Source organism: Sphaerisporangium krabiense (assembly GCF_014200435.1).
Lineage (GTDB): Bacteria > Actinomycetota > Actinomycetes > Streptosporangiales > Streptosporangiaceae > Sphaerisporangium > Sphaerisporangium krabiense.
The window spans coordinates 3104043-3125271 of sequence record NZ_JACHBR010000001.1; the positions used below are offsets into that span (position 1 = coordinate 3104043).

Below are 21229 nucleotides of genomic sequence, written 5' to 3' on the forward strand. Positions count from 1 at the left end.
ACGGCTACCGCACCAAGGAGTGACATGAGCGACATGGGCACGCACAGACGCGGGCCGTACCCCGCCGAGGCGCCCGCCGACCCGCTGGAGACCTCCCCGTTCGACGGCGACCTCGACGCCGTGCTCGCGGCCCGGCCCGAGGCGCGCCGGACGTCCCGGCTGACGCTGGCGCTGGCCGCCGGGGTGATCCTCGTGCTCGGCATGCTGCTCGGCATCCAGGCGCACAAGGCGTGGGGGTCGGGCGGCGAACGCGGCGGCACGTCCTTCGGCGCCGTGGCCGGCCAGCGGGGGACGAACGGCGGCACGCGGAGCGGGTTCGGCGGCCAGGCCGGGCAGACGGGGCAGGCGGGCCAAGGCGGCGTGCCCGGGCAGCCGGGCGGCCAAGGGCAGGGCGGCGGGTTCACCGTCGGCACGGTGAAGCTCGTCGACGGCGGCAAGCTCTACGTGCAGACCGCCGGCGGCGGCCTCGTCGTCGTCACCACCACGGACGGCACGAAGGTGCAGGTCAGCAAGGCGGGCAAGCTCAAGGACCTCAAGCCGGGCAGCACCGTCGTCGTCCAGGGCACCCAGGGCGAGGACGGCTCGGTCAGCGCGACCTCCGTCAACGGCGGCGGGTTCGGCGCCAGGGGCGGCGGCTGATGCCCGCGCGCGAGACCAGGCCGCGCGGACGGCCGGCGCCGGGCGGCGGCGAGGCCAGGCTGCTGATCGTCGACGACGAGCCGAACATCCGCGAGCTGCTGTCCGCCACCCTGCGCTACGCCGGGTTCGACGTGCTGACGGCGTCCGACGGGCGCGAGGCCGTGCAGATCGCCGAGCGCGTGCGCCCCGACCTGGTCGTCCTCGACGTGATGCTCCCCGACATGGACGGCTTCGCGGTCGCGGGGCGCCTGCGCACGGCCGGTCGGCGGGTTCCCGTCCTCTTCCTGACCGCCAAGGACGAGCCGGAGAGTAAGCTGACCGGCCTCGGCGTCGGGGACGACTACGTGACCAAGCCGTTCAGCCTCGACGAGGTGCTCGCCAGGATCCGCGCGGTGCTGCGCCGCACCCGGGCCGACCTCGAACTGCCCTCCCGCCTCCAGGTGGCCGACCTGGAGCTCGACGAGGAAGGGCACCAGGTGTGGCGGGCCGGCGAGCGGGTCAAGCTGTCGCCGACCGAGTACAAGCTGCTGCACTACTTCATGGTCAACTCCGGCCGCGTGCTGTCGAAGGCGCAGATCCTCGACCACGTCTGGCACTACGACTTCGGCGGCGACCGCAACGTCGTGGAGTCCTACGTCTCCTACCTCCGCCGCAAGATCGACACCGTCGAACCCCGCCTCATCCACACACTCCGGGGGGTGGGCTACGTCCTGCGAGCACCACGCCCCTGACCTCCCCACCCCCCACCAGGAGAACACCGGCCCACCTCCCTCCACCACGACGCCGGAGCCCACCTCGCCAGAGGCCGGCTCCGCCGCTCCGTCGCCGGACCGCGGCGCCGCGACGGGCACGCCGTCCGGGGCGGCCGTCGTCCGATGGGTGCGCGCCCCTGCGCGCGAACTGCGGCGCCGCGTCGCGCGCACCCCGTTGTGGCTGCGGCTGGTCGCCGGGACGCTGTTGCTGGTCACGCTCGCCGTGACGCTCACCGGCGGGTTCGCCGTCCAGCTCCTGCGCGGGTACCTCGTGGACCGCGTCGACCGGCAACTGATGCTCGCCGCCGTCATCCGCCGCGAACCTCCCCCTCCGCCGCCCGCGGACGGCGCGCGCCGGCAGTACGGCCTGTACTACGTCGCCCTGCTCGGCCGGGACGGCGCGGTGGAGCGCATCCTCCAGGAGAGCCCCGGCACCGACCCGCCCAGCCTCCCCGCCCTCACCCCGAGCCAGGTGGGGAAGAGCGCGCCCCACCCCTTCACCGTCGTGTCCGGCTCCGGGACGAGCTGGCGGGCGATCGCCGTGGAGGACGGCGACGGCGCCCACGTCCGCGTGGTCGCCATCCGCATGGCCGACATCGACGCCACCGTCACCCGCCTCGCCGTCATCGTCGCCACCGTCGGCGGCGGCGTCCTCGTCCTGCTCGGATTCGCCTGCCACTGGCTGGTACGGCGCAGCCTGCGGCCCCTCGGCGAGATCGAGCGCACGGCGGGCGCCATCGCGCGCGGCGACCTGTCGCGCCGCGTCCCCCTGCGCCATCGCCGTACCGAGGTGGGACGGCTGGGGCGCGCGATCAACGGCATGCTGGCCCAGATCGAGTCCGCCTTCCGCGCCCGCGAGGCGTCCGAGTCCGCCGCCCGCGAGTCCGCCGCCGCGGCCCGGGAATCGGCCATCGCCGCCCGCGAGTCGGCCGCCGAGGCCCGCCGCTCGGAGGAGCGCATGCGCCGCTTCATCGCCGACGCCTCCCACGAACTGCGCACCCCGCTGACCTCGATCAGAGGCTTCGCCGAGCTCTACCGCCACGAGACCCCGGACCTCGCCGAGGCCGCCCGGCTGCTCTCCCGCATCGAGGCGGAGGCCGCGCGCATGGGCCTGCTCGTGGACGACCTGCTCCTACTCGCCCGCCTGGACCAGCACCGCCCCCTGGAACGCCGGCCCGTGGACATGCTCAGCCTCGTCGCCGGAGCCGTCCTCGACGCCCGCACCCTCGCCCCCGACCGCGAGATCGACCTGATCCGCCTCGACAACGCCGACGCCCCCGTCACAGTGCTCGGCGACGAGCCCCGCCTCCACCAGATAATCACCAACCTCATCGCCAACGCCCTCCGCCACACCCCACCGGGAACCCCGTTCCGCGTCGCCATCGGCAACCTGACCCCCCGCGCAGACGCCCCCGCCCCCTGCGCGGACGACCCTGCCCCAGGCACGGACCACCTCATCACCAACGCCGGCGACTCCGGCCCCCGAGTCGTCATCGAGGTCACCGACGAGGGCCCCGGCCTGCGCCCCGAGGACGCCGACCGCGTCTTCGAACGCTTCTACCGCGCCGACCCGGCCCGCACTCGCACCGACCCCACCGGCGGCACCGGCCTCGGCCTCTCCATAGCCGCCGCCCTAACAAAGGCCCACAACGGCACCATCACCGCCACCTCCACCCCAGGCCGCGGCACCACATTCCACCTCGAACTCCCCGCCGCACCGGATTCCTGACCCAGGACACGCGATACCGGCGCGTCGGAGACTGTAAAAGATGGCCCGGTAACGTATCGATCAGGGCAGTAGCTCGAAGAATCCGCCGTGGACATTCCTCACAGCGCCGAAGTGGCGGTGGTCCAAGGTGGCGATCTCCTGGACACCGAGCCGTTCCGCGATCGCGATCACGGAGGCATCCACTGCGCCCAGGGGAAAATTCGCATAGGTGGTCACCAAGGACCTCATCCTTGTGACGTCGGCAACGGACAGGGCCTCTAAGATCAACTCGCCGGCCACGATGGACTGGAGAAATTCAGCTTCTGCGGCTGGGCCCACGCGTGACTCCAGGATCCAGCACACTTCCGCGAGAACCGGGCCAGGGAGGATCAGAGGCCCTTCGTGGCTTTCGAGGAGATTCAAGCAGCGATCATGATCCTGGTCCTTACGGTTCATCGCCGCATACAGCGGACCAGTATCACAGACCAGCACTAACGGCCTCGGAATCGGTCGGCCAGAATCTCTTCCGAGCGTTGGGCGCTATCGGCTTCGTCGGAGACGATGCCGGCGAAGGAGAGGCGACGTCGTCGGCCATGTGGCTGGACCACGGTCGCGGCTTCGTTCTCAACGAGCTCAAGAGCGACGGCGCGCAGCGCTCTGGCCTGGTTGGGCGTCAAGCGATCGACCAAGCGATGCAGGTCTTCGTACTCTTCCGGTGCCGCGCTCATACATGCCAGTCTACGTCGCAACGAAGATCACCTATCGGTATCGGCTCGTCAGGCCGCATCCTCGCGAAACATGTCGCGGCCAAGGTGCGCCGCACTTGATCGCGCCTCCACTCGTCAATCCACGTCGAGGACGGCCTTGCCGGTTATGCGGCGAGCGGAGAGGGCCTGGGTGGCTTCGGTCACCTGGTGCCAGGAGACGCGCAGGCTCACCTCCGGGCGGAGTTCGCCCTGGGCGAGCAGGGTGAGGAGGGTGGTCAGGTCGGTGGCGGAGGCGGTGATGTCGCCGAAGGAGCTCAGGGTCTTCGCCGGGCCCAGGGAGAACGTCGCGTACGGGGGGAGGACGGCGGGTTCGCCGGAGGCCCAGCCGATGCTCTGCAGATCGCCGCCTGGGGCGAGGAGGTGCCACGCGGTGACCAGGTGGGGGCCGCCGACGTTCTCCAGGACCAGGTCGACGGGCTCGCCGATGCCGTCCAGGCCGGTCACCACCTCGTCGGCGCCGAGTTCGCGCAGGCCCGCGCCGCGTGCCTCCGAGCCGACGGAGGCGATCACGTGCGCCCCGCCGAGTGCCGCGAGTTGGACGGCCATCCGTCCGACGCCGCCGGACGCTCCGGTGATCAGGACGCGCTTGCCCGGGAGCAGCCGGCCGGCGCGCAGCGTCCGCAGCGCGGTGAGCCCGGCCGCGGGGACGGCGGCGGCGTCGGCCAGGTCCACCGACGCGGGCACCTCGGCCAGGTCGCCCGTCGGCACGGCCACCCGCCGCGCCCAGGCGCCCACCACGAAGGCCGCCACGCGCGTTCCCACGGCCGGGCCGCTGCCGTCGGCCGCCGCCCGGACCACCACGCCGGAGCCGTCGACGCCGAGCACGGTGCCGGGAGGACGCACCTCGGTCCGCAGGTCCCCATGGTTGACGGACGCGTGGCGCATCTCGATCACGGCCTGATCCGGCCGGGGGCGCGGGTCGGGGACCTCGCCCATCCTCATTCCGCCGGGCGCTTCGGGATCGGTGATCACAGCGCGAACGCTCATCGGGTTCCCCCTCGGTACAGGTGTGCGGTGGCGCGGACGACGGTCGCCGCGCCGCCCACGAGGTCAGTCGGCATCCACGAGGTCAGCCGGCCCGCCTCGGGGACGGATGCCGTGTCCGGGTTCGATGAACCGGACCAACAGTCCGGTTAGCTCTGGTCGATAATATACGGACCAGCGGTCCGCCTCTTCAAGAGGAGACCGGTGATCGGTGACAGGAGGCGTCGTGAGCGAAACGCAGGAGCGTCCGGAGCGCGCCGACGCCGTGCGGAACCGGCGGGCGATCCTGGAGGCGGCCGAGGCGCTGGTCGCCGAGCACGGGTCCGACTATGTTTCGCTGGACAAGGTCGCCGCCGCGGCCGGGGTGGGCAAGGGCACGGTGTTCCGCCGCTTCGGCAGCCGCACCGGCCTCATGCGCGCGCTCCTCGAAGAACGCGCGACCGTGCTCAGCGAGGCCATCGTGTCCGGCCCCCCACCTCTGGGCCCCGGTGCCCCACCCGGCGAGCGACTCCCCGCCTTCCTGGACGCCCTGACCGACCTGGCCACCCGCAACATCGCCGTCCTGACGGCCCACGAACGCGCCTGCGCCCCCGCCAAGCTCTCCGACCCCACCTACCTACGCTGGCACCGCCACATCACGTCCCTGCTCCACGAGGCCCGCCCGGACACCGACGCCGACTTCTACGCGCACACCCTGCTGAGCATGTTCGACGCCGACCTCGTCAGAACCCTCACCGCCAACGGCGGCCCCGCCCGCCTGTCCTCCTCCCTCCGCGCCCTCGTCGGCGCGATCCTCCGCGCGCCGGCATGATCTCGTGGTTTTCCAGGAGGCCGCGGGGGCGCGTGACCGGCTGTGATGGGGGTGCGTCGAGGACGACGCATCGTTTCGCGGGCGGGAGAGTGCCATGGAGGACGCCGAACGAGGATTAGGTCGGCGCGGTTTTATGGGGCGGGCGCTGCTGGGGGGTGCCGCCGTGGTGGCCGGGGGCGTTCTGGGGGATGTGGCCGTGCCTGCGCCGGCGCGGGCGGGGGTGAGTGACGCGTTTCGGTGGTGTAGCCGGTGTCAGAACATGTGGTTCGTCGCGGGCGGGAACAACGGGCACTGTCCGGTCAGTCACTTGTGGGACCACAACCACTACACCAACGGGAGCTGGACGTTCTGGCTGCCGGACGATCAGTCCACCGACACCTTCGGCCGGCTGTTGCTGAAGTGGTGCCAGACCTGTAAGGCCGTGTACTTCGCCGGCTCGGGGCGGGGCGTTTGCCCCAACAACGGGAACGGGCACACGCCTTCCGCGCGCGCGTACCGCATCGAAAGCAACGTGGGCGGCACGATCTCCGGTTTCGCCAAGCAGTCGGGGTGGCGGCGCTGTGAGCGGTGCCTGCTGTTGTGCTGGGGCGCCGGCTGGCTGGACAGTCACTGTCCCATGGGCGGCGGGGCGCACGTCATGGCCTGCTTCATCCACCCCACCTTGGGGTGGGTCTTCGAGGACTACATGCCCCGCCACACCTGATCCGCTGACCGGTGAGGCACGTGGACGATCGCCGTGCGAAGCGCCGCCGTCCGCACCGCCCGGCGTGGGCGGCGGTGGCGGTTGACAGGTTGGTTTCAGGTTCGGCTCATGGATTTTTGAGGTTGGGGGGCTGTGATGGGGGAGCCAAAGTCCCTCGGTTTCCCGACGGAGTCCACCTGTGACCGCGTTGCGCCGTGTCGTCGGCACCGCCGCCGTAGCCGCCACTCTGCTGACCTCCGGCTGCGGTGGTGGGGAGTCGCAGGCCACGACCGGAGCCCATCCTTCGCCCACTGGGTCCGGAGACGGGCGTGCGGCGTTCGTCGCGTGCATGAGGCAACACGGTGTGGAGGTTCCGTCCGGTCGTCCGGGAGGACGGCCGACGGCTCGGCCCAGCGGTTCCCCGTCCGTTCCGCCGAGCGGGGGGCCGAGGGACTTCGGCACCATGCCCTCCCAGTCCCCGCAGACGCGCCAGGCACTGGAGGCGTGCCGCTCGCTCATGCCGGGCGGGTTCGGCCAGGGGCGACGGCCGGGCGGGGGCATGGACGCCTCGGCGCTCCAGGCGTTCCGCACGTGCATGAAGGACAACGGGGCCGAGCTTCCCGAGAACGGCGGCATGCGGGGCCTGAAGACGGAGGACCCGGCCATCGCCAAGGCGCTGAAGAAGTGCCGCCCGCTGCTGCCCACCATGCCGCCCCGCGTGCCCGGCGGCACGGCCTCCCCGACCACGGGGGCCTGACCCGGACCGGCATGGGCCGGGAGGCTTGATCCGGTTGCGCCGCCGGCCCGGCGTATGTGTCGGCCGGTGTACGGCACCGGACACGGACGGCGCGGGCCCGGTGACCTAGGGTTTTCCACAGGTGGTGGATAGGTGGCGCTTCCTGGGGCATGACCGGTCGTATGGCAGGGAACGACGGCCTGCTCGCGGCCTTGGAGAACCTGCGACGCCTGCTCGATCACGACCTCTTCCCCCTGGAGATCGGGGACGTCGCCTCGCATCGCCGTGCGCTGAAGGAGCTCAGGGGCCAGCTCGACGACTACCTGCTCCCGCGCGTCGCCGCGATGGACGCGCCCCTGCTCGCCGTCGTCGGCGGCTCCACGGGCGCGGGCAAGTCGACGCTGGTCAACTCGCTGGCCTGCGCCGACGTCACCGAGCCCGGCGTGCTGCGCCCGACCACCCTGGCTCCCACGCTCGTCGCCAACCCCGCCGACGAGCCCTGGTTCGGCAGGCAGAACGTGCTGCCCGGCCTCGCCAGGACCACGGGCCGCGGCCGGGGCGAGCCGGGAACGCTGCGGGTGGTCACCGCCGAGACGCTCCCGCCGGGGCTCGCCCTGCTCGACGCGCCGGACATCGACTCGGTCGTCACGGCCAACCGCGAGATCGCCGCGCAACTGCTCGCCGCCGCCGACCTGTGGCTGTTCGTCACCACCGCCGCCCGGTACGCCGACGAGGTGCCGTGGGGCTTCCTGCGCAGCGCTCGCGAGCGCAGCACCGCCCTGGCGGTCGTCCTGGACCGCGTGCCGCCCGAGGCGCTGGAACCGGTCTTCGCGCACCTGACCCGGCTGCTCGGCGAGAACGGCCTGTCCGGCACGCCGCTGTTCAGCGTCCCCGAGGTGGCACTCCCCGAGGAGAACGCCCGCCTGCCCGAGCCGGCCGTCCGGGACGTGCGGGACTGGCTGGCCGGCATCGCCGCCGACGCCCACGCCCGCGCCCGGGTCGTGCGCCGTACGCTCGCGGGCGCGCTCGACAGCATCTCCATCCGCGTCCCGGCCCTCGCCGACGCGGCAGAGCGGCAGCGCGCCGGGCTCGCCGACCTGCATCGCATGGTCGGCAGCGCGTACGGGGCGGCCATGGCGACGTTCGACGACGGGATCCGCGACGGGTCGCTGCTGCGCGGCGAGGTGCTGGCCCGCTGGCAGGACTTCATCGGCACCGGCGACTTCATGCGTTCGCTGGAGTCGCGGATCGGCTGGCTGCGCGAACGCGTCGTCTCCGCGTTCACCGGGCGGCCCGCCCCCGACACGCGGCTCCGCGTCGCCCTGGAGACCGGGGTGGAGGCGCTGATCCGCTCCGCCGCCGACACCGCGGCCGAGCGCGCGCTGGAGGCGTGGTCCGGCACGCCCGCCGGGCACGACGTGCTCGAACGGGCCGGCGTGGTCTCCGCGGGTCGGCTCGCCCGCGCCTCGTCCGCCCTGCCGGAGCGCGCCGCCGCGGCCGTACGGGCCTGGCAGGGGTACGTGCTCGACCTGGTCGCCGAGGAGGGGGCCGAGAGGCGGACGACCGCCCGGCTCGCCTCGTTCAGCGTCAACGGGGCGGGGCTGCTGCTGATGCTGATGGTCTTCGCCTCCACCGGCGGGCTCACCGGCATCGAGCTGGGCATCGCCGGAGGGACCAGCGTCCTCAGCCAGAAGCTGCTGGAGGCGGTCTTCGGCGACCAGGCGGTGCGCACGCTCACCCAGGCGGCACGCGACGACCTGCGCGGCCGGGTGCGCGCCGTGCTGGACGAGGACGCCGCCCGGTTCACCTCCCTGCTCGAAGGCGCGGGCCCGCCCGAGGACGTCGCCCCCGCGCTCCGCAGGGCGGCCCAGGCCGTGCGCGACCACCGCGACGAGGTCGAGGCGCCCGGCGCCGTGGGACAGGCGGACCGGTCGCGATGAAAGTACTCCGCAGGACAAAAGGTGTGTCGCTGGACGAACGGCTCGCCGCGCTGGCCGAGGCCGCCGACCTCGCCGAGGGCCGCCTGGACACCGGCGCGGTCGAGGACGCCCGGGTCGTCGTCGCGCGTGCCGGGGCGCGCCGGCGCCTGTCGGTGGACCACACGGTCGTCGCCCTCGCCGGCGCGACGGGCAGCGGCAAGTCGTCCCTGTTCAACGCGCTGTCCGGTACGTCGCTCGCCGGTGTGGGGGTCACGCGGCCGACGACGTCGGCGGCTCAGGCGGCGATGTGGGGCGCCGAGGGCGCCGGGCCGCTGCTGGACTGGCTGGAGATCCCGCGCCGCCACGGCGTCGACGACGGCTCCACCGTGGACGGCGTGCCGTCCGACCGCCGGGACTCGCTCGCCGGGCTGATCCTGCTCGACCTGCCCGACCACGACTCCATCGAGCTCGCCCACCGCCTGGAGGTGGACCGGCTCGTCGACGTCGTCGACCTGCTGGTGTGGGTGCTGGACCCGCAGAAGTACGCCGACGCCGCCGTCCACGAGCGGTACCTGCGGCCGCTCAGCCGGCACCGGGACGTCATGATGATCGTCCTCAACCAGGTGGACCGCCTGACGCCCTCGTCGGCGGGCCGCTGCCTCAACGACCTGCGCAGGCTCCTCGACGAGGACGGGCTGCGCGGCGTCCCGGTGCTGGCCACGTCGGTGCCGCGGCACGACGGCGTCGAGGAGCTGCGCTCGGCACTGGCGCGGCGGGTGGCGGACCGGCGCGCGTGGGCCGCCCGGCTCGGCGCGGACGCGGTGACGGCCGCCGACACGCTCGCCGTGGCCGCCTGCGCCGATCCGTCGAGGGACGGCGACGGGCGGGCGCATCCGGTGGCCGAGCAGGCCGTCACGGACCTGGGCGGACGCGCCGAAGCGGCCGAGCGGGCGGTCGACGGGGAGCTGGCCGGGCCGCTGACGGCGGCGCTGGCCGAGGCGGCCGGGGTGCCGCTGGTCGTGGCGGCGGTCGCCAAGGCCCACCGGCACCGTTCGATCGCGGCCACCGGGTGGCCGGTCACGCGGTGGCTGCGCCGGTTCCGCCCCGACCCGCTCCGCCGCCTGCGCGTCGGCGTGCCACCGTCCGGCCACGCCCTGATCAGCGCCACCGCCCGGAGCGGCACGGCGGACGGCACGGCCGCCGTCGCGCGAAGCGGCGAGGGCACGCCCGCCGCTCCACGGAGCGGCACGCCCGCCATCCGGCCGAGTGGTACGCCCGCCGTTCCGCCGAGCGGCGCGGCCGGTGGTACGCCCGCCGCCGCGGGCGCGCCTCCCCAGGGCCCCGCACGTGGCCCCGCCGGGCCTACGACCCCGGCCGTCCGCCGCGCGTCCACGGTGCCCGTCATCGGCCGTACCTCGATTCCGCCCGCGACGGCGATCCAGCGGTCGCAGATGGACATGGCGATCCGGGAGGCGGCGGCCGAGGCGGCGACCGGGCTGCCCGAGCCGTGGGCGCTGGCCGTACGGCGGGCGTCCCGGTCGCGGGCGGACGAGCTGGCCGACCGGCTCGACCAGGCCGTGTCGGTCACGTCCGTCGGCGCGGGACGGCGGCCACACTGGTGGCGGGCCGTCGGCGTGCTGCAGTGGCTCGTCTTCGCCGTGATGGTCGCCGGGCTGCTCTGGCTGTCCGCGCTGTTCCTCGTCGACTACATGCGGCTCCCCGAGGTGCCGACCCCCACGCTCGGCGTCGTCCCCTGGCCCACCGTGCTCGCGGCGGGCGGCGCGGCGCTGGGCGTCCTGATCGCCCTGCTCTGCCGCCTCCTCGCGTCCATCGGCGGACGCCGTCGCGCCCGCAAGGCCCGCAAGGCGCTGTGGTCGAGCGTGGACACCGTCGGCCGCGAGCTCGTCCTCGACCCGATGCGCGCCGAACTGGCCCGCACCCGCGACTTCGCCGCCCGCCTCACCGCCGCCCGCTCCTGACCGGCCGTCCCCGGCTCACAGGCGCCGCAGGAGAAGCACGACCATGAGCGCCAGGAGGGCCATGCAGGCGGCGCTGACGCCCGCGCTCAGGTGGAAGCCGGCGGTGAACGCCTCCCGGGCCGTGCCGAGCAGCCCGGACGACTCCGGGGCGGGGAGCCGCGCGGCGGCCGTCACGGCGCCGCCGAGGGTGTCGCGGGCCGCCGCCGGTCCGCCGCCCGCCATGCGCGCCCGGTACACCACCGTGATCAGGCTGCCCAGGATCGCGACGCCCAGGGCTCCGCCGAGCTGCGGCGCCGTCGAGGAGATCGCCGACGCCACGCCGACCCGTCCGGGCGGGGCCGCGGCGACGATCACGTCCGTGGCCAGGGCCATCATCGGCCCCAGCCCGGCCGAGACGACCACGGACCCGGTCACGAGCACGGCCAGGCCGCCGGTCGGAGGGACCTGGGTGAGCAGCACGAAGCCGAGAGACGCCAGCGCCAGCCCCGCGCCGATGACGACACCGCGGCCCACCCGGTGGGCGATCCGGGTGGCCACGATCGACCCGGCGATGACGCCCCCCGCCGAGGGCGCCGTCCACAGCCCCGCCTCCAGCGGATCCAGCCCGCTCACGAGCTGGAGGTACTGCGCGATGGCGTAGTTCGCGCCCCACAGGACGAAGATGCCGAGCGCGAGCGTGCCCGCCGCGGTGCTGAACGCCCGGCTCGCGAACAGGCGCAGGTCCACCAGAGGGTCGGCCGCGGTGCGCTGCCGGCGCACGAACGCCACGGCGAAGACCACGCCCGCGACGATGGCGGTCACCGAGACCGGGTCCGGCCGGCCGGAGGCGATCTGCTTGAGCCCGTAGACGGCCGGCAGCACCGCCGCCAGGAGGAGGACGGCGCCCGCGACGTCCAGCCGTCCCCCGGTCCCCGGGCCCTTCTCCGGCCGTGTCTCCGGCAGCAGGAGCGGGCCGAGTACGAGCAGCAGGGCCATCACCGGCACGCCCAGCAGGAAGACCGAACCCCACCAGAAGTGCTCCAGCAGCCAGCCGCCCACCAGCGGGCCGATCGCGGTGCCCCCGGCGACGCTCGCGATCACCAGTCCGATGGCCGTGGTGCGCTGCCGGGGGTCGCGGAACAACGTGGCGGTCAGGGCGAAGACCGACGGCATCAGCGTCGAGCCCGCGACGCCCATCAGGCCGCGGGTGACGATCAGCACGCCGGGGCTCGGCGCGTAGGCGGCGAGCGCCGAGGCCACGCCGAACGCGGCGGCGCCGCCCAGCAGCAGCCTGCGCTTGCCGATCCTGTCGCCCAGCGCGCCCAATGGGATCAGTGCGCCGGCCAGGAGGAACGCGTAGACGTCCACGATCCACAGCAGTTGCGCGCTGGACGCGGACAGGTCTCTGCCGATGGCGGGCAGGGCCAGGTGCGTCACGGTCAGTTCCAGGGAGGCGAGCACCGCGGGCAGGAAGAGCACGCCGAACCCGATCCATTCGCGGCGTCCGGCCGGCGCCGGGGGAGCCTCTTGCGTCGTCGTCATGCGGGCCATCCTGAAACCTCGACTATGGACGAGGTCAAGTCGTAGCCTGGCGACTGTGACGAAGCCGCCGTTCGACGCCAAAGAACTCACGGTGGGACAGCTCGCCGCCCGGTCGGGCGTCGCGGTGACCGCCCTGCACTTCTACGAGGAGAAGGGGCTGATCCGCAGTCGCAGGACCCCCGGCAACCAGCGCAGGTACCCGAGGGACACGCTGCGCAGGGTGTCGTTCATCCGCGTGGCGCAGCGGGTGGGCATTCCGCTGCGCATGGTGGCCGAGGCGCTCGCGACGCTGCCCGACGGGCGGACGCCCACCCGTCAGGACTGGGCCCTGCTCTCCGAGCGGTGGCGCGCCGAACTCGACACCCGCATCGATCAGCTCGTCCGCCTGCGCGACACGCTGTCGGACTGCATCGGGTGCGGCTGCCTCTCCATCGACAGGTGCGTCCTGCGCAACCCCGACGACGCGCTCGGCGACACCGGCACCGGCCCCCGGCGCCTCTACACCAAGCCGCTCGCCGACCAGACCGGCTTCGACCCGCCACCACCGGCCTGACCCTCGCGCCCGGGACCGGGCCGCCTGGGTCAGGACGAGGCGGGCGCGGGCGTCACGGCTCCTTGCGGGTCGTGTCCTTCTCGGCGGGCGCGGGCTCGGAGACGTCCAGGTCGGGGACGGGGTTCAGGGTCGGCGTGCCCGTGGTGAGCGAGCGCGGGCCGGTGTCCTCGGCGTCGGCGATGGCGGCCTTGGCGGCCTCCTCCGCCTCGGTCGCCGCCGTCTTGGCGGCGGACCTGGTGTCCGGGACCTCGCGGGTCGCCGGCGACTTCGGCAGCGCCTCGGTGAACGCCTTGGACACGCCCTGGAGCGCGGAGGTCACCTCGCTCGGGATCACCCAGAAGGTGTTGCCCTGGCCCTGCGCGAGCTGCGGAAGGACCTGGAGGTACTGGTAGGCGAGCAGCTTGGGGTCGGGGTCGTTGCGGTGGACGGCCTGGAAGACCTCGTCGATGGCCTGGGACTGGCCCTCGGCCTTGAGGATCGCCGACGTGCGCTCACCCTCGGCGCGCAGGATCGCGCTCTGCTTCTCGCCCTCGGCCGTGAGGATCTGCGACTGGCGCAGGCCCTCCGCGGTGAGGATCGCGGCGCGCTTGTCCCGCTCGGCGCGCATCTGCTTCTCCATCGCCTCCTTGATGGTCTTCGGAGGGTCGATGGCCTTGATCTCGACGCGGTTCACCCGGATGCCCCACTTGCCGGTGGCCTCGTCCAGCACGCCGCGCAACTGGCTGTTGATGGTGTCCCGGGAGGTCAGGGTCTTCTCCAGGTCCATGCCGCCGACCACGTTCCGCAGCGTCGTGACCGTGAGCTGCTCGACGCCCTGGATGAAGTTGGCGATCTCGTACGCGGCGGCGCGCGGGTCGGTGACCTGGAAGTACAGGACGGTGTCGATGTCGACGACCAGGTTGTCCTCGGTGATCACGGGCTGCGGCTTGAACGAGACGACCTGTTCGCGCAGGTCGATCAGCGGGCGCACCCGGTCCACGTACGGGATCACGAAGTTCAGCCCGGGGCCGAGCGTCCGGTAGTACCGGCCGAGGCGCTCGACGTTACCGGCCCGCGCCTGCGGGACGATACGCACGCCACGGAGGACCGTGAACACCGCGAAGAGGACGATCACGATTCCGGCGATCAAGGCGGCGTCCATGCTCTACTCCCGTGGATATACGAGGGCGGTGGCCCCTTCGATTTCTATGACGTCGACCGTCGCGCCCGCCGGGATCACCAGCGACTCGTCGTAGGCGCGGGCGGACCATTCCTCCCCGCCGATGCGCACCCGGCCGTTCCTCGCCGTGACCTCGTGCGTGACGTACGCGGGCTTGCCGACCAGGGCCGACACCCCGAACCGCTGGGCAGGCGGCTGCGTGAGGTGGCGCCGGGCGACGGGCCGCAGGAGGACGAGGCTCGACACGGACGCGAGGATGAACGCGGCCAGCTGGACCCCCATCGGCAGGCCGATCGCCGCGACGGCGGCCGTCAGCAGCGCGGCGGCGCCGAGCAACCCCAGTGCCGCGGTGAGCGTGAAGATCTCCGCTACGCCGAGCACCGCCGCGAGTATCAACCAGAAGATCCACGAGTCCATCGCGTCGGCCCTCCTACATGAGGAACGCGTTTCGACCGTCAGTGGTTCCGAGAATGCCACGTTAACCCCATTTCCCCCCCACCAACACACCCGCCTGCAATCCACCCACCCCGCGCCCCTTCAACCTGCCCGCGGGGATGGGGGGTGCAGGGCGCTGCCTTGGCGCCATTGGGGCCAAGGGAGTTGCCAGAAGCCCCAGCCGTTCCACCATTCGAGGGGTCTGTCGGTGCCGGTGACGGTTACGGGGTCGCCGCGCAGGGAGTGGTCGAAGAACCATTTCGCCTGGTCCGGCCGGGCGTTGACGCAGCCGTGGCTGACGTTGATCCGGCCCTGCGCCCACACGTTGCCGAGGGCGTGGACGTACTCCCCGCTGTTGGAGATGCGGACGGCGTGGTCGATCATGCGGTCGTAGTACCCGGGCTGGCCCTTGTGTCTGCCGGGGGACACCATGCGGACCGGATCGCCCTTGTCCATGGTGAGATGGACGCCGCTGGTCGTGGTGTACTCGCGGGTCGAGCCCTTGCCCGCGCTGATGGCCATGCGCTGCACGAGCCGGCCGTCCCGCAGGACGCGCATCTGGTGGGTGCGGGTGTTCACCACGCTGGTCTGCCGCCGTCCGATGGAGAAGCGCAGGGTGTGGTCGGCCGTGCCGTACGTGCGCGGGGCCGCGTGGACGCCGGCGAGGTGTGCCGTGAGGGTCACACGCCGCCGCGCCGGCCACAGGGCGCGTGGTCGGTAGACGACCTGGCTCTCGCCGAGCCACCGCCACGCCCCTTCCACACGCCGACCGGCCGGTGCCGTCGCGCCGGGCACGTCGCCGTCGGCGTCCGGCCGCAAGCCGGGTACGTCGTCGTCCAAGCCGGGGGAGGAATAGTGGGGGGTTCGGCTCGCCCGCACTTCGAGGGCGCGTTCGACGGCGGCGCGGTGCCGCACGGGGGTCGTGAAGGTCAGGATGATCGGCATGCCGACGCCGACCGTCTCACCAGGGCTGGGGACGGCCTCCTGAACGCCGAAGGCCCGTGGCGCCGGGCGGGTGTGGAAGGTCGCCACGAGCGCGGCCGGCCGGTCGCCCGGCCGGACCGGGCTCGCCGCGGCGGACACCACGTACGAGGCGCCCGGCACCAGGGTCCAGGACGATCGCCAGGCGCGCCGCGCGCGGTCGAAGCGGCCGGGCACGCGCACGCCGCCGACGGAGACGCGCACGCTGGTCAGGGTGCCCTTGGCGGCCGTGACGCGCACGTGGCGATCGGGGCGCGCGCGCACCGAGCCCGGGGCCGGCGCGACGGCGATGGCCACCGAGGGAGGCGGGACACGCCTCGCCTCGGTGATCGCCTGCGAGCCGCCGGCGGCGAACATGAGAAGGATCAGAGACACGACCAGGGGGTGCCGCATCGTCCCGCCCTCCACCCCATCGATGATCAGGAACACGCCTAGAGTACCTCTGCGTGTCCGTCCGATGACCTGGAGTGAGGGCGGTGTGGATAACCTGGCCGCCCCGGGTCAGGAGGGCTTGGCCGGGTGGATCGTGCCGGTGACCTCGCCCAGGGAGATGGTGCTTCCGTCAGGGCCGGGAGCGGTGGCGGTGAGGGTGATGGTGTCGCCGTCCTCCAGGAACGTGCGGGTCTGGCCGTCGGAGAGTTTGAGAGGGTCCGTGCCGTTCCAGGTGATCTCGATGAGCGACCCGCGCCGGCTCGGCTCGGTTCCCGAGACCGTCCCGCTGGCGAACAGGTCGCCCGTCCGCAGCGACGCGCCGTTGACGGTCATGTGCGCGAGCATCTGGTCGGGCGTCCAGTACATCTCCCGGTACGGCGGGGTGGAGATCGGCTCGCCGTTCAGCTCGACCCGCAGCGTGATGTCCAGTCCCCACGGCTCCCGCCTGCGCAGGTACTCCAGCGGCTCGGGATCCTGCGCGCGACCGGGCACCCGTGCGTGCTGGAGCGCCTCCAGCGGGGTGATCCACGCGGAGATCGAGGTGGCGAACGACTTGCCGAGGAACGGCCCGAGCGGGACGTACTCCCAGGACTGGATGTCCCGGGCGCTCCAGTCGTTCACGAGCGTCACCCCGAAGACGTGGTCGGCGAAGTCGCCCGCCGGCTCCCCCAGGCGGGTCGGCGTCCCGACCACGAACCCCAGCTCGGCCTCGATGTCGAGCTTGACCGACGCCCCCAGCACCGGCGGCCGTCCCGGGCCGGGAAGCCGCTGCCCGCGCGGCCGGGTGATCGGCGTGCCCGACACCACGACCGTGCCGGACCGTCCGTGGTACCCCACGGGCAGGTGACGCCAGTTCGGCAGCAGCGGCTCGCCGTCCGGGCGGAACATGCGGCCGAGGTTGGTGGCGTGCTCCAGCGAGCAGTAGAAGTCGACGTAGTCCCCGACCTCGATCGGGGGGTGCAGGCGCACCTGGCGCAGGGGGATGAGGTGCGGCTCGATCGCCGCCCGGTTGGCCGCCGCCTCCTCGGCCCGCGCGGACAGCAGCCGCTGGACGAGCCGCCGGGTGTCGCTCCACGCGGTACGGCCGCGCGCGAGGAAGCCGTTGAGACCGGACGCGGCGAACACCTCGTCGTGCAGCGCGGGCGCCAGGTCGAGCACGTGGTCGCCGATGCGCACCCCGACGCGCGGCGCCTCGCCGGGAAGGGAGAACACGCCGTAGGGCAGGTTCGCCAGGGTGTACGGCGAGGCGTCCGCCCCGGGCACCCAGCTCGACGTCACGATGCGTCCTTCCTCGGAGGGGGCGGCGGTCCCGGACCCGGCGGCCGATCCGGTCGGAGCGGTCTGGGGAGGAACCGTGGAGCTCGTCACGTCGCGGGCGGATGCGGTGGCGCCATGAGACGGGACGGGGTGGTCGATGAGGCCGAGGGCGCGCAGGTCCTCGACGGGCGTGGTGGTGTTGCAGGACCCGTAGGAGACCATCAGCTCACGGGCGCGCAGCGCGGTCTCCGGCCGTACGGAGCCCGCGAACTCCACCAGCTCGCGCCGTTCCATGAGCTCCAGCACGGGCACCGGGTCGCGCCCGTCCACGGCCGCGCACACCGCGAGCAGCAGGTTCAGGAACCCGTGCCGGTACACCCCGAGGCTCGGGTCGGGGTGGCGCACGGCGTGGTGCAGGCCCGCGGTGGCCTTGAACGGCGTGCCCCGCTGGGCGCAGGTGTGGATGAACGCGCCCAGGTCATGCGTGGAGGGGAACAGGTCCGCCGTGACCCCGCCACAGCGCACCTTGGCCCCCACACCCGGAGGAAGGTGAGCGAACTCCCCGGCGGGCACCTCGACGAACAGCCGCGCCCGCGGCGCGGCCTCCCGCACCCGGGCGGCCAGCGCGGCGACGTCCGCGCCGGCCGGCAGGGCGACCTCCACCAGCTCGACGGCGACGTCCGTGAGGTCGGCGAGGCCGTCCAGGTCGGGGACGCCCGACGGGTCGAGGATGATCCCGGCGCGGACGGGCCGCGTCAGCAGGGCGCGCAGCTCGTCCAGCCGGCCGATCGGGCACAGCAGGCGGTGCGTGAGGATCGGTTCCGCCGCGTCCTCGTCGGTGTAGTGGCGGGCCAGCGCGCCGGACATCGGGAGCGATGTGGGCGGGAACAGCCCCGCGTCGTCCACGAGCTGGAGGAACAGCGGGTTGGTCACGCTCTGCACGGCGCCGGGGAGGGCGGTGCGGTCCTGGCCGGTCATCGCGCCCACGTCCAGGCGTACCCCGGGTCCTCGCAGGACAGCGCCGCGTCGCCCAGGTCGAGCGGGCGGAAGGTGTCCACCATGACGGCCAGCTCGCTGGTCTCCTTGATCCCGCGCGCCACGGCCTCGACGGACGCCTCGACCGCGCCCGGCTGCGGGCCGTGCGTGAACCCGGCCGGGTGCAGGGATATGGAGCCGACGTCGATCCCGGACCCCTTGCGCGCGGTGTAGTCGCCGCCCACGTAGAACATGAACTCGTCGGAGTCCACGTTGTGGTGGTTGTAGGGGATCGGCACCGCCTCGGGGTGGAAGTCCAGCGGCCTCGGGCAGAAGGAGCAGACGACGAAGCCGGGCCCTTCGAAGGTCTGGTGGACGGGCGGCGGCGCGTGCGTGCGCTTCACGATCGGCTCGAAGTCGGCGATGTTGAACGCGTACGGGTACAGGTACCCGTCCCAGCCGACCACGTCGAACGGGTGGTGGGCGTAGGTGAGCCGGGTGAGGCCGCCACGGGTCCTGACCAGCACCGGCGTCTCGGAGTCCTCGACCTGCAGCGGCTCGCTCGGCGCCCGCAGGTCGCGCTCGCAGTACGGCGCGTGCTCGAGGAACTGGCCGTACTGCGACAGGTACCGCTTCGGCGGGCGGATGTGCCCGGCCGCCTCGATGGCCAGCGCCTTCACCGCGGTCCCGTCGAGCGGCACCCACCGGTGGATGGTCCCGGTGGGGATGACGACGTAGTCGCCCTCCCCGGCCTCGATGACCCCGTACGTGGACTCGAACCGCACCCGGCCCGCGGCGACGTAGACGCATTCGTCGCCCTTGGAGTTGCGGTACAGCTCGCTCGGGCGGTCGGCGGCGGCGTACGACATGCGGACGTCGCCGTTGCCGGCCAGCGCCCGGCGGCCGGTGACGAGGTCGCCGCCGACGGGGAGGTCCTGGGTGCGGAAGTGCCGCGGGGACAGGGGCATGTTGGGCGAGAGCGCCGCGCCCGGCCCCTCGGTGACGGCCTCGGCCTTGACGATCGCCGTGGGGAGATGGCGGTGGTAGAGCAGGGAGGAGTCGGAGGAGAAGCCTTCCTCGCCCATCAGCTCTTCGGCGTAGAGCCCGCCGTCGGGCCGCCTGAACTGGACGTGCCGTTTGCGCGGCACCTCTCCGACCGTGCGGTAGTACGGCATCGGAACCCCTCCCGGTGTACGCATATCGGACGACACTGTCCTCTATACGTACGACGATCCGCCATCAGGCCCCTGGTGTCAACCTCGCCCTGGTCGTGACACGCCACACCACGCCCACGTGAATGGCCCCGGGGAAAAGGACAGGCGAAATAGCGTGCTTTGGCGGGTGATCGAACAGGATTTCAGGCTGACTTTGGAAAGACATGGTGAAATTACGGCGGATGCCCCAAATGACCGCTTGAGAAAGCGAGGATCGGATGCCGGACCATCCCGAAGAGATCACGCGAGTCGTCGCGGAAAGCGGTCTTGGCGAGATCGTGGGTCGTTATCGCCAGTCGGTGCTCGGGGAGCTGATCGGCCTCCCCTTCGTCGCCGTCCTCGGGGGCGGCCTCATGTTCGGGAACGTCGTCGGGAAGACGATCGGCGCCGCGATCTTCGGGCTGGGGGTGGCCTCTTGCCTGGCGGCCTGGGTGAAGGCGCGCAGGTATCTGTATCTGTGCTCGGGCGGACTGCTGACCACGTCGAATAAGGTCACGGTGCGGACGATCTGCGCGTGGACGGACGTCCTGTATATCCGTGTATGGACGCTCCGAACGTACAGCCAGTACGGGACGCAAGATGTCCCGCGGTGCATTCTGATGCGGGAGGACGGCACGAAGGTCAACTTGGCGAGACCCCCTTATGCCAAGGGGCGAGAACTCATCAGGGCGGTCGAACAACTGGTCACCCCGACCCTCTACGCGCGAAGGACCGCGGAGATAGAGGAGACCGGGGCCACCGAGTTCGGCCCGATCACCGTCACCGCCGAGGGGCTGCGCGACGGCGATCGGTCGGTGAGATGGTCGGACATCACCGGGATGGAACTCGGGCGCGTACGGTTGCGCGTCTGGGCCGGCTGGGGGCCGCCGGCCATCTCACGGCAGGTGCGAGGCATCGAGGACGTGCGCGTGCTGACGGCCCTCGTGGTGGAGAACTGCCGGAGCCTCAGCGAGCCGCTGCAAGGGTCGTGAGGCGGACGCGGCCGATCAGCTCAGCGCCTCGCGGAGTTCGATCGCCGTGCGGACCACGCGGGGGCCGAGGGTGGCCGTGTCGATGGGGCCGAAGGTGACGATGCCGACGGACGCCTCCAGCCAGGGCAGGCCGGGGAGCGGGGCCGCGATGCCCCGGGCGCCCTCCTGAAGCTGGCCCTCGGTGACCTGGTAGTCCGTGCGGCCCTCCCGGAGGGCCAGGATGGCCAGGCCCGCGGCGCCGCGGGTGAGGGGATGGCGTGAGCCCTCGCGGTAGGCGACGTGCATGTCGGTCCACGTCGGCTCGACCACGGCGATGGCCAGCCCCTCGTCGCCCTCGGCCGCGGTCAGGTGGGCGGTGGCGCCGGTCTCCTCGGCCAGGCGGCGCAGCGCGGGCAGCGCGGCGGCCCGCAGCAGCGGCTGGACGGCGCGGGCCAGCGCCAGCACCCCGAACCCGAGGTGGGCGCGCCCCTCGGCGTCGCGGCGGGCGAAGCCCTCGTTCTGCAGCGTGGTGAGCAGCCGGTAGACGATCGGCCGGCTCAGCCCGAGTTCCTGGGCCAGTTCGGTGGGGGTGCGCCCGCGGTGGCCGTCGGCGAGCAGGCGCAGCAGCCGCAGGCCCCGCTCCAGGGTCTGCGCCGATTCCGGATTGCCCTTGTGATCGCGCATCTCCCGATTATGCGAGGCGGCGCCCTACCGGTCGGCGAGGAGGCGGCACGTTTACCCTTCGGTGTCCGGGAAGATCGTGCGGGTGAGGAGC

At 72.9% G+C, this 21229-nt stretch carries 20 protein-coding genes; 10 read left to right on the forward strand and 10 right to left on the reverse strand.

Features of this window, described 5'->3' with window-relative positions; genetic code table 11:
* The first annotated feature begins 24 nt into the window (after nt 1-24).
* The 3 genes from BJ981_RS13855 to BJ981_RS13865 all read left to right on the forward strand — a co-directional run bounded on the left by BJ981_RS13855 (nt 25) and on the right by BJ981_RS13865 (nt 3120).
* Nucleotides 25-639, forward strand: a complete 615-nt coding sequence (locus BJ981_RS13855) for a hypothetical protein (protein WP_204070564.1) — start codon at nt 25-27, stop codon at nt 637-639.
* Nucleotides 639-1370, forward strand: a complete 732-nt coding sequence (locus tag BJ981_RS13860; RefSeq protein WP_184611460.1) for a response regulator transcription factor — start codon at nt 639-641, stop codon at nt 1368-1370. Before BJ981_RS13855 ends, BJ981_RS13860 begins: the two co-directional genes overlap by 1 nt.
* A 148-nt stretch (nt 1371-1518) precedes the next feature.
* Complete coding sequence (locus tag BJ981_RS13865; protein WP_239139581.1) at nt 1519-3120, forward strand: HAMP domain-containing sensor histidine kinase; 1602 nt, start codon at nt 1519-1521, stop codon at nt 3118-3120.
* Nucleotides 3121-3180: 60 nt separating this feature from the next.
* On the opposite strand, the gene BJ981_RS13870 is transcribed toward BJ981_RS13865, so the two are convergent.
* The 3 genes from BJ981_RS13870 to BJ981_RS13880 form a co-directional block, all read right to left on the reverse strand.
* A complete protein-coding gene (locus tag BJ981_RS13870; RefSeq protein WP_184611462.1) occupies nt 3181-3591 on the reverse strand; it encodes a type II toxin-antitoxin system VapC family toxin in 411 nt (136 codons plus the stop codon).
* Nucleotides 3591-3827 carry a hypothetical protein gene (locus tag BJ981_RS13875; RefSeq protein ID WP_184611465.1) on the reverse strand — a complete coding sequence of 79 codons (237 nt, stop codon included), beginning with the start codon at nt 3825-3827 and terminating at the stop codon, nt 3591-3593. The genes BJ981_RS13870 and BJ981_RS13875 overlap by 1 nt, the downstream gene beginning before the upstream one ends.
* 114 nt (nt 3828-3941) lie before the next feature.
* On the reverse strand, nt 3942-4853 hold the full coding sequence (locus tag BJ981_RS13880) for a zinc-binding dehydrogenase (protein WP_184611467.1): 912 nt from the start codon (nt 4851-4853) through the stop codon (nt 3942-3944).
* A 223-nt stretch (nt 4854-5076) separates the two neighbouring features.
* Here BJ981_RS13880 and BJ981_RS13885 point away from each other — a divergent pair, with 223 nt between their 5' ends.
* From BJ981_RS13885 to BJ981_RS39170, 5 genes are all read left to right on the forward strand, one after another.
* Nucleotides 5077-5661, forward strand: coding sequence for a TetR/AcrR family transcriptional regulator (locus BJ981_RS13885; RefSeq protein ID WP_184611469.1), 585 nt, complete (start codon nt 5077-5079; stop codon nt 5659-5661).
* Nucleotides 5662-5968: 307 nt separating this feature from the next.
* Nucleotides 5969-6364, forward strand: coding sequence for a hypothetical protein (locus tag BJ981_RS13890; RefSeq protein WP_184611471.1), 396 nt, complete (start codon nt 5969-5971; stop codon nt 6362-6364).
* Between the two features lie 442 nt (nt 6365-6806).
* The gene (locus BJ981_RS13895; protein WP_184611473.1) at nt 6807-7100 is read left to right on the forward strand and encodes a hypothetical protein; all 294 of its coding nucleotides are present in this window, start codon (nt 6807-6809) and stop codon (nt 7098-7100) included.
* 161 nt (nt 7101-7261) lie between these two features.
* On the forward strand, nt 7262-9019 hold the full coding sequence (locus tag BJ981_RS13900) for a GTPase family protein (RefSeq protein ID WP_184611475.1): 1758 nt from the start codon (nt 7262-7264) through the stop codon (nt 9017-9019).
* Between the two features lie 23 nt (nt 9020-9042).
* Complete coding sequence (locus BJ981_RS39170; protein ID WP_275422327.1) at nt 9043-10977, forward strand: GTPase; 1935 nt, start codon at nt 9043-9045, stop codon at nt 10975-10977.
* A 15-nt stretch (nt 10978-10992) separates the two neighbouring features.
* Here BJ981_RS39170 and BJ981_RS13910 read toward each other — a convergent pair whose 3' ends face one another.
* Complete coding sequence (locus tag BJ981_RS13910) at nt 10993-12498, reverse strand: MFS transporter (RefSeq protein WP_184611479.1); 1506 nt, start codon at nt 12496-12498, stop codon at nt 10993-10995.
* A 55-nt stretch (nt 12499-12553) separates the two neighbouring features.
* On the opposite strand from BJ981_RS13910, the gene soxR reads away from it, so the two are divergent.
* Complete coding sequence (gene soxR, locus BJ981_RS13915) at nt 12554-13051, forward strand: redox-sensitive transcriptional activator SoxR (protein WP_239139582.1); 498 nt, start codon at nt 12554-12556, stop codon at nt 13049-13051.
* 52 nt (nt 13052-13103) lie between these two features.
* Here the strand turns inward: soxR and BJ981_RS13920 are convergent, their stop codons facing one another.
* From BJ981_RS13920 to BJ981_RS13940, 5 genes are all read right to left on the reverse strand, one after another.
* Nucleotides 13104-14192, reverse strand: coding sequence for an SPFH domain-containing protein (locus BJ981_RS13920; RefSeq protein WP_184611484.1), 1089 nt, complete (start codon nt 14190-14192; stop codon nt 13104-13106).
* A gap of 3 nt (nt 14193-14195) precedes the next feature.
* Complete coding sequence (locus BJ981_RS13925) at nt 14196-14627, reverse strand: NfeD family protein (RefSeq protein WP_184611486.1); 432 nt, start codon at nt 14625-14627, stop codon at nt 14196-14198.
* 120 nt (nt 14628-14747) lie between these two features.
* On the reverse strand, nt 14748-16055 hold the full coding sequence (locus BJ981_RS13930) for a L,D-transpeptidase (RefSeq protein WP_239139583.1): 1308 nt from the start codon (nt 16053-16055) through the stop codon (nt 14748-14750).
* Nucleotides 16056-16127: 72 nt separating this feature from the next.
* On the reverse strand, nt 16128-17336 hold the full coding sequence (fahA, locus tag BJ981_RS13935; protein WP_239139588.1) for a fumarylacetoacetase: 1209 nt from the start codon (nt 17334-17336) through the stop codon (nt 16128-16130).
* 953 nt (nt 17337-18289) lie between these two features.
* A complete protein-coding gene (locus tag BJ981_RS13940) occupies nt 18290-19465 on the reverse strand; it encodes a homogentisate 1,2-dioxygenase (protein WP_184611488.1) in 1176 nt (391 codons plus the stop codon).
* Between the two features lie 257 nt (nt 19466-19722).
* Here BJ981_RS13940 and BJ981_RS13945 point away from each other — a divergent pair, with 257 nt between their 5' ends.
* Nucleotides 19723-20475, forward strand: coding sequence for a DUF6585 family protein (locus BJ981_RS13945; RefSeq protein WP_184611490.1), 753 nt, complete (start codon nt 19723-19725; stop codon nt 20473-20475).
* A gap of 15 nt (nt 20476-20490) precedes the next feature.
* Here BJ981_RS13945 and BJ981_RS13950 read toward each other — a convergent pair whose 3' ends face one another.
* A complete protein-coding gene (locus BJ981_RS13950) occupies nt 20491-21138 on the reverse strand; it encodes a helix-turn-helix domain-containing protein (protein WP_184611492.1) in 648 nt (215 codons plus the stop codon).
* Between the last annotated feature and the right edge of the window lie 91 nt (nt 21139-21229).

Coding starts and splice junctions, on each gene's coding strand:
- BJ981_RS13855 (WP_204070564.1), top strand. CDS start 25: ATGAGCGACATGGGCACGCACAGACGCGGGCCGTACCCCGCCGAGGCG.
- BJ981_RS13860 (WP_184611460.1), top strand. CDS start 639: ATGCCCGCGCGCGAGACCAGGCCGCGCGGACGGCCGGCGCCGGGCGGC.
- BJ981_RS13875 (WP_184611465.1), bottom strand. CDS start 3,827: ATGAGCGCGGCACCGGAAGAGTACGAAGACCTGCATCGCTTGGTCGAT.
- BJ981_RS13880 (WP_184611467.1), bottom strand. CDS start 4,853: ATGAGCGTTCGCGCTGTGATCACCGATCCCGAAGCGCCCGGCGGAATG.
- BJ981_RS13895 (WP_184611473.1), top strand. CDS start 6,807: ATGCCCTCCCAGTCCCCGCAGACGCGCCAGGCACTGGAGGCGTGCCGC.
- BJ981_RS13900 (WP_184611475.1), top strand. CDS start 7,262: ATGGCAGGGAACGACGGCCTGCTCGCGGCCTTGGAGAACCTGCGACGC.
- BJ981_RS13910 (WP_184611479.1), bottom strand. CDS start 12,498: ATGACGACGACGCAAGAGGCTCCCCCGGCGCCGGCCGGACGCCGCGAA.
- BJ981_RS13920 (WP_184611484.1), bottom strand. CDS start 14,192: ATGGACGCCGCCTTGATCGCCGGAATCGTGATCGTCCTCTTCGCGGTG.
- BJ981_RS13925 (WP_184611486.1), bottom strand. CDS start 14,627: ATGGACTCGTGGATCTTCTGGTTGATACTCGCGGCGGTGCTCGGCGTA.
- BJ981_RS13940 (WP_184611488.1), bottom strand. CDS start 19,465: ATGCCGTACTACCGCACGGTCGGAGAGGTGCCGCGCAAACGGCACGTC.
- BJ981_RS13945 (WP_184611490.1), top strand. CDS start 19,723: ATGCCGGACCATCCCGAAGAGATCACGCGAGTCGTCGCGGAAAGCGGT.
- BJ981_RS13950 (WP_184611492.1), bottom strand. CDS start 21,138: ATGCGCGATCACAAGGGCAATCCGGAATCGGCGCAGACCCTGGAGCGG.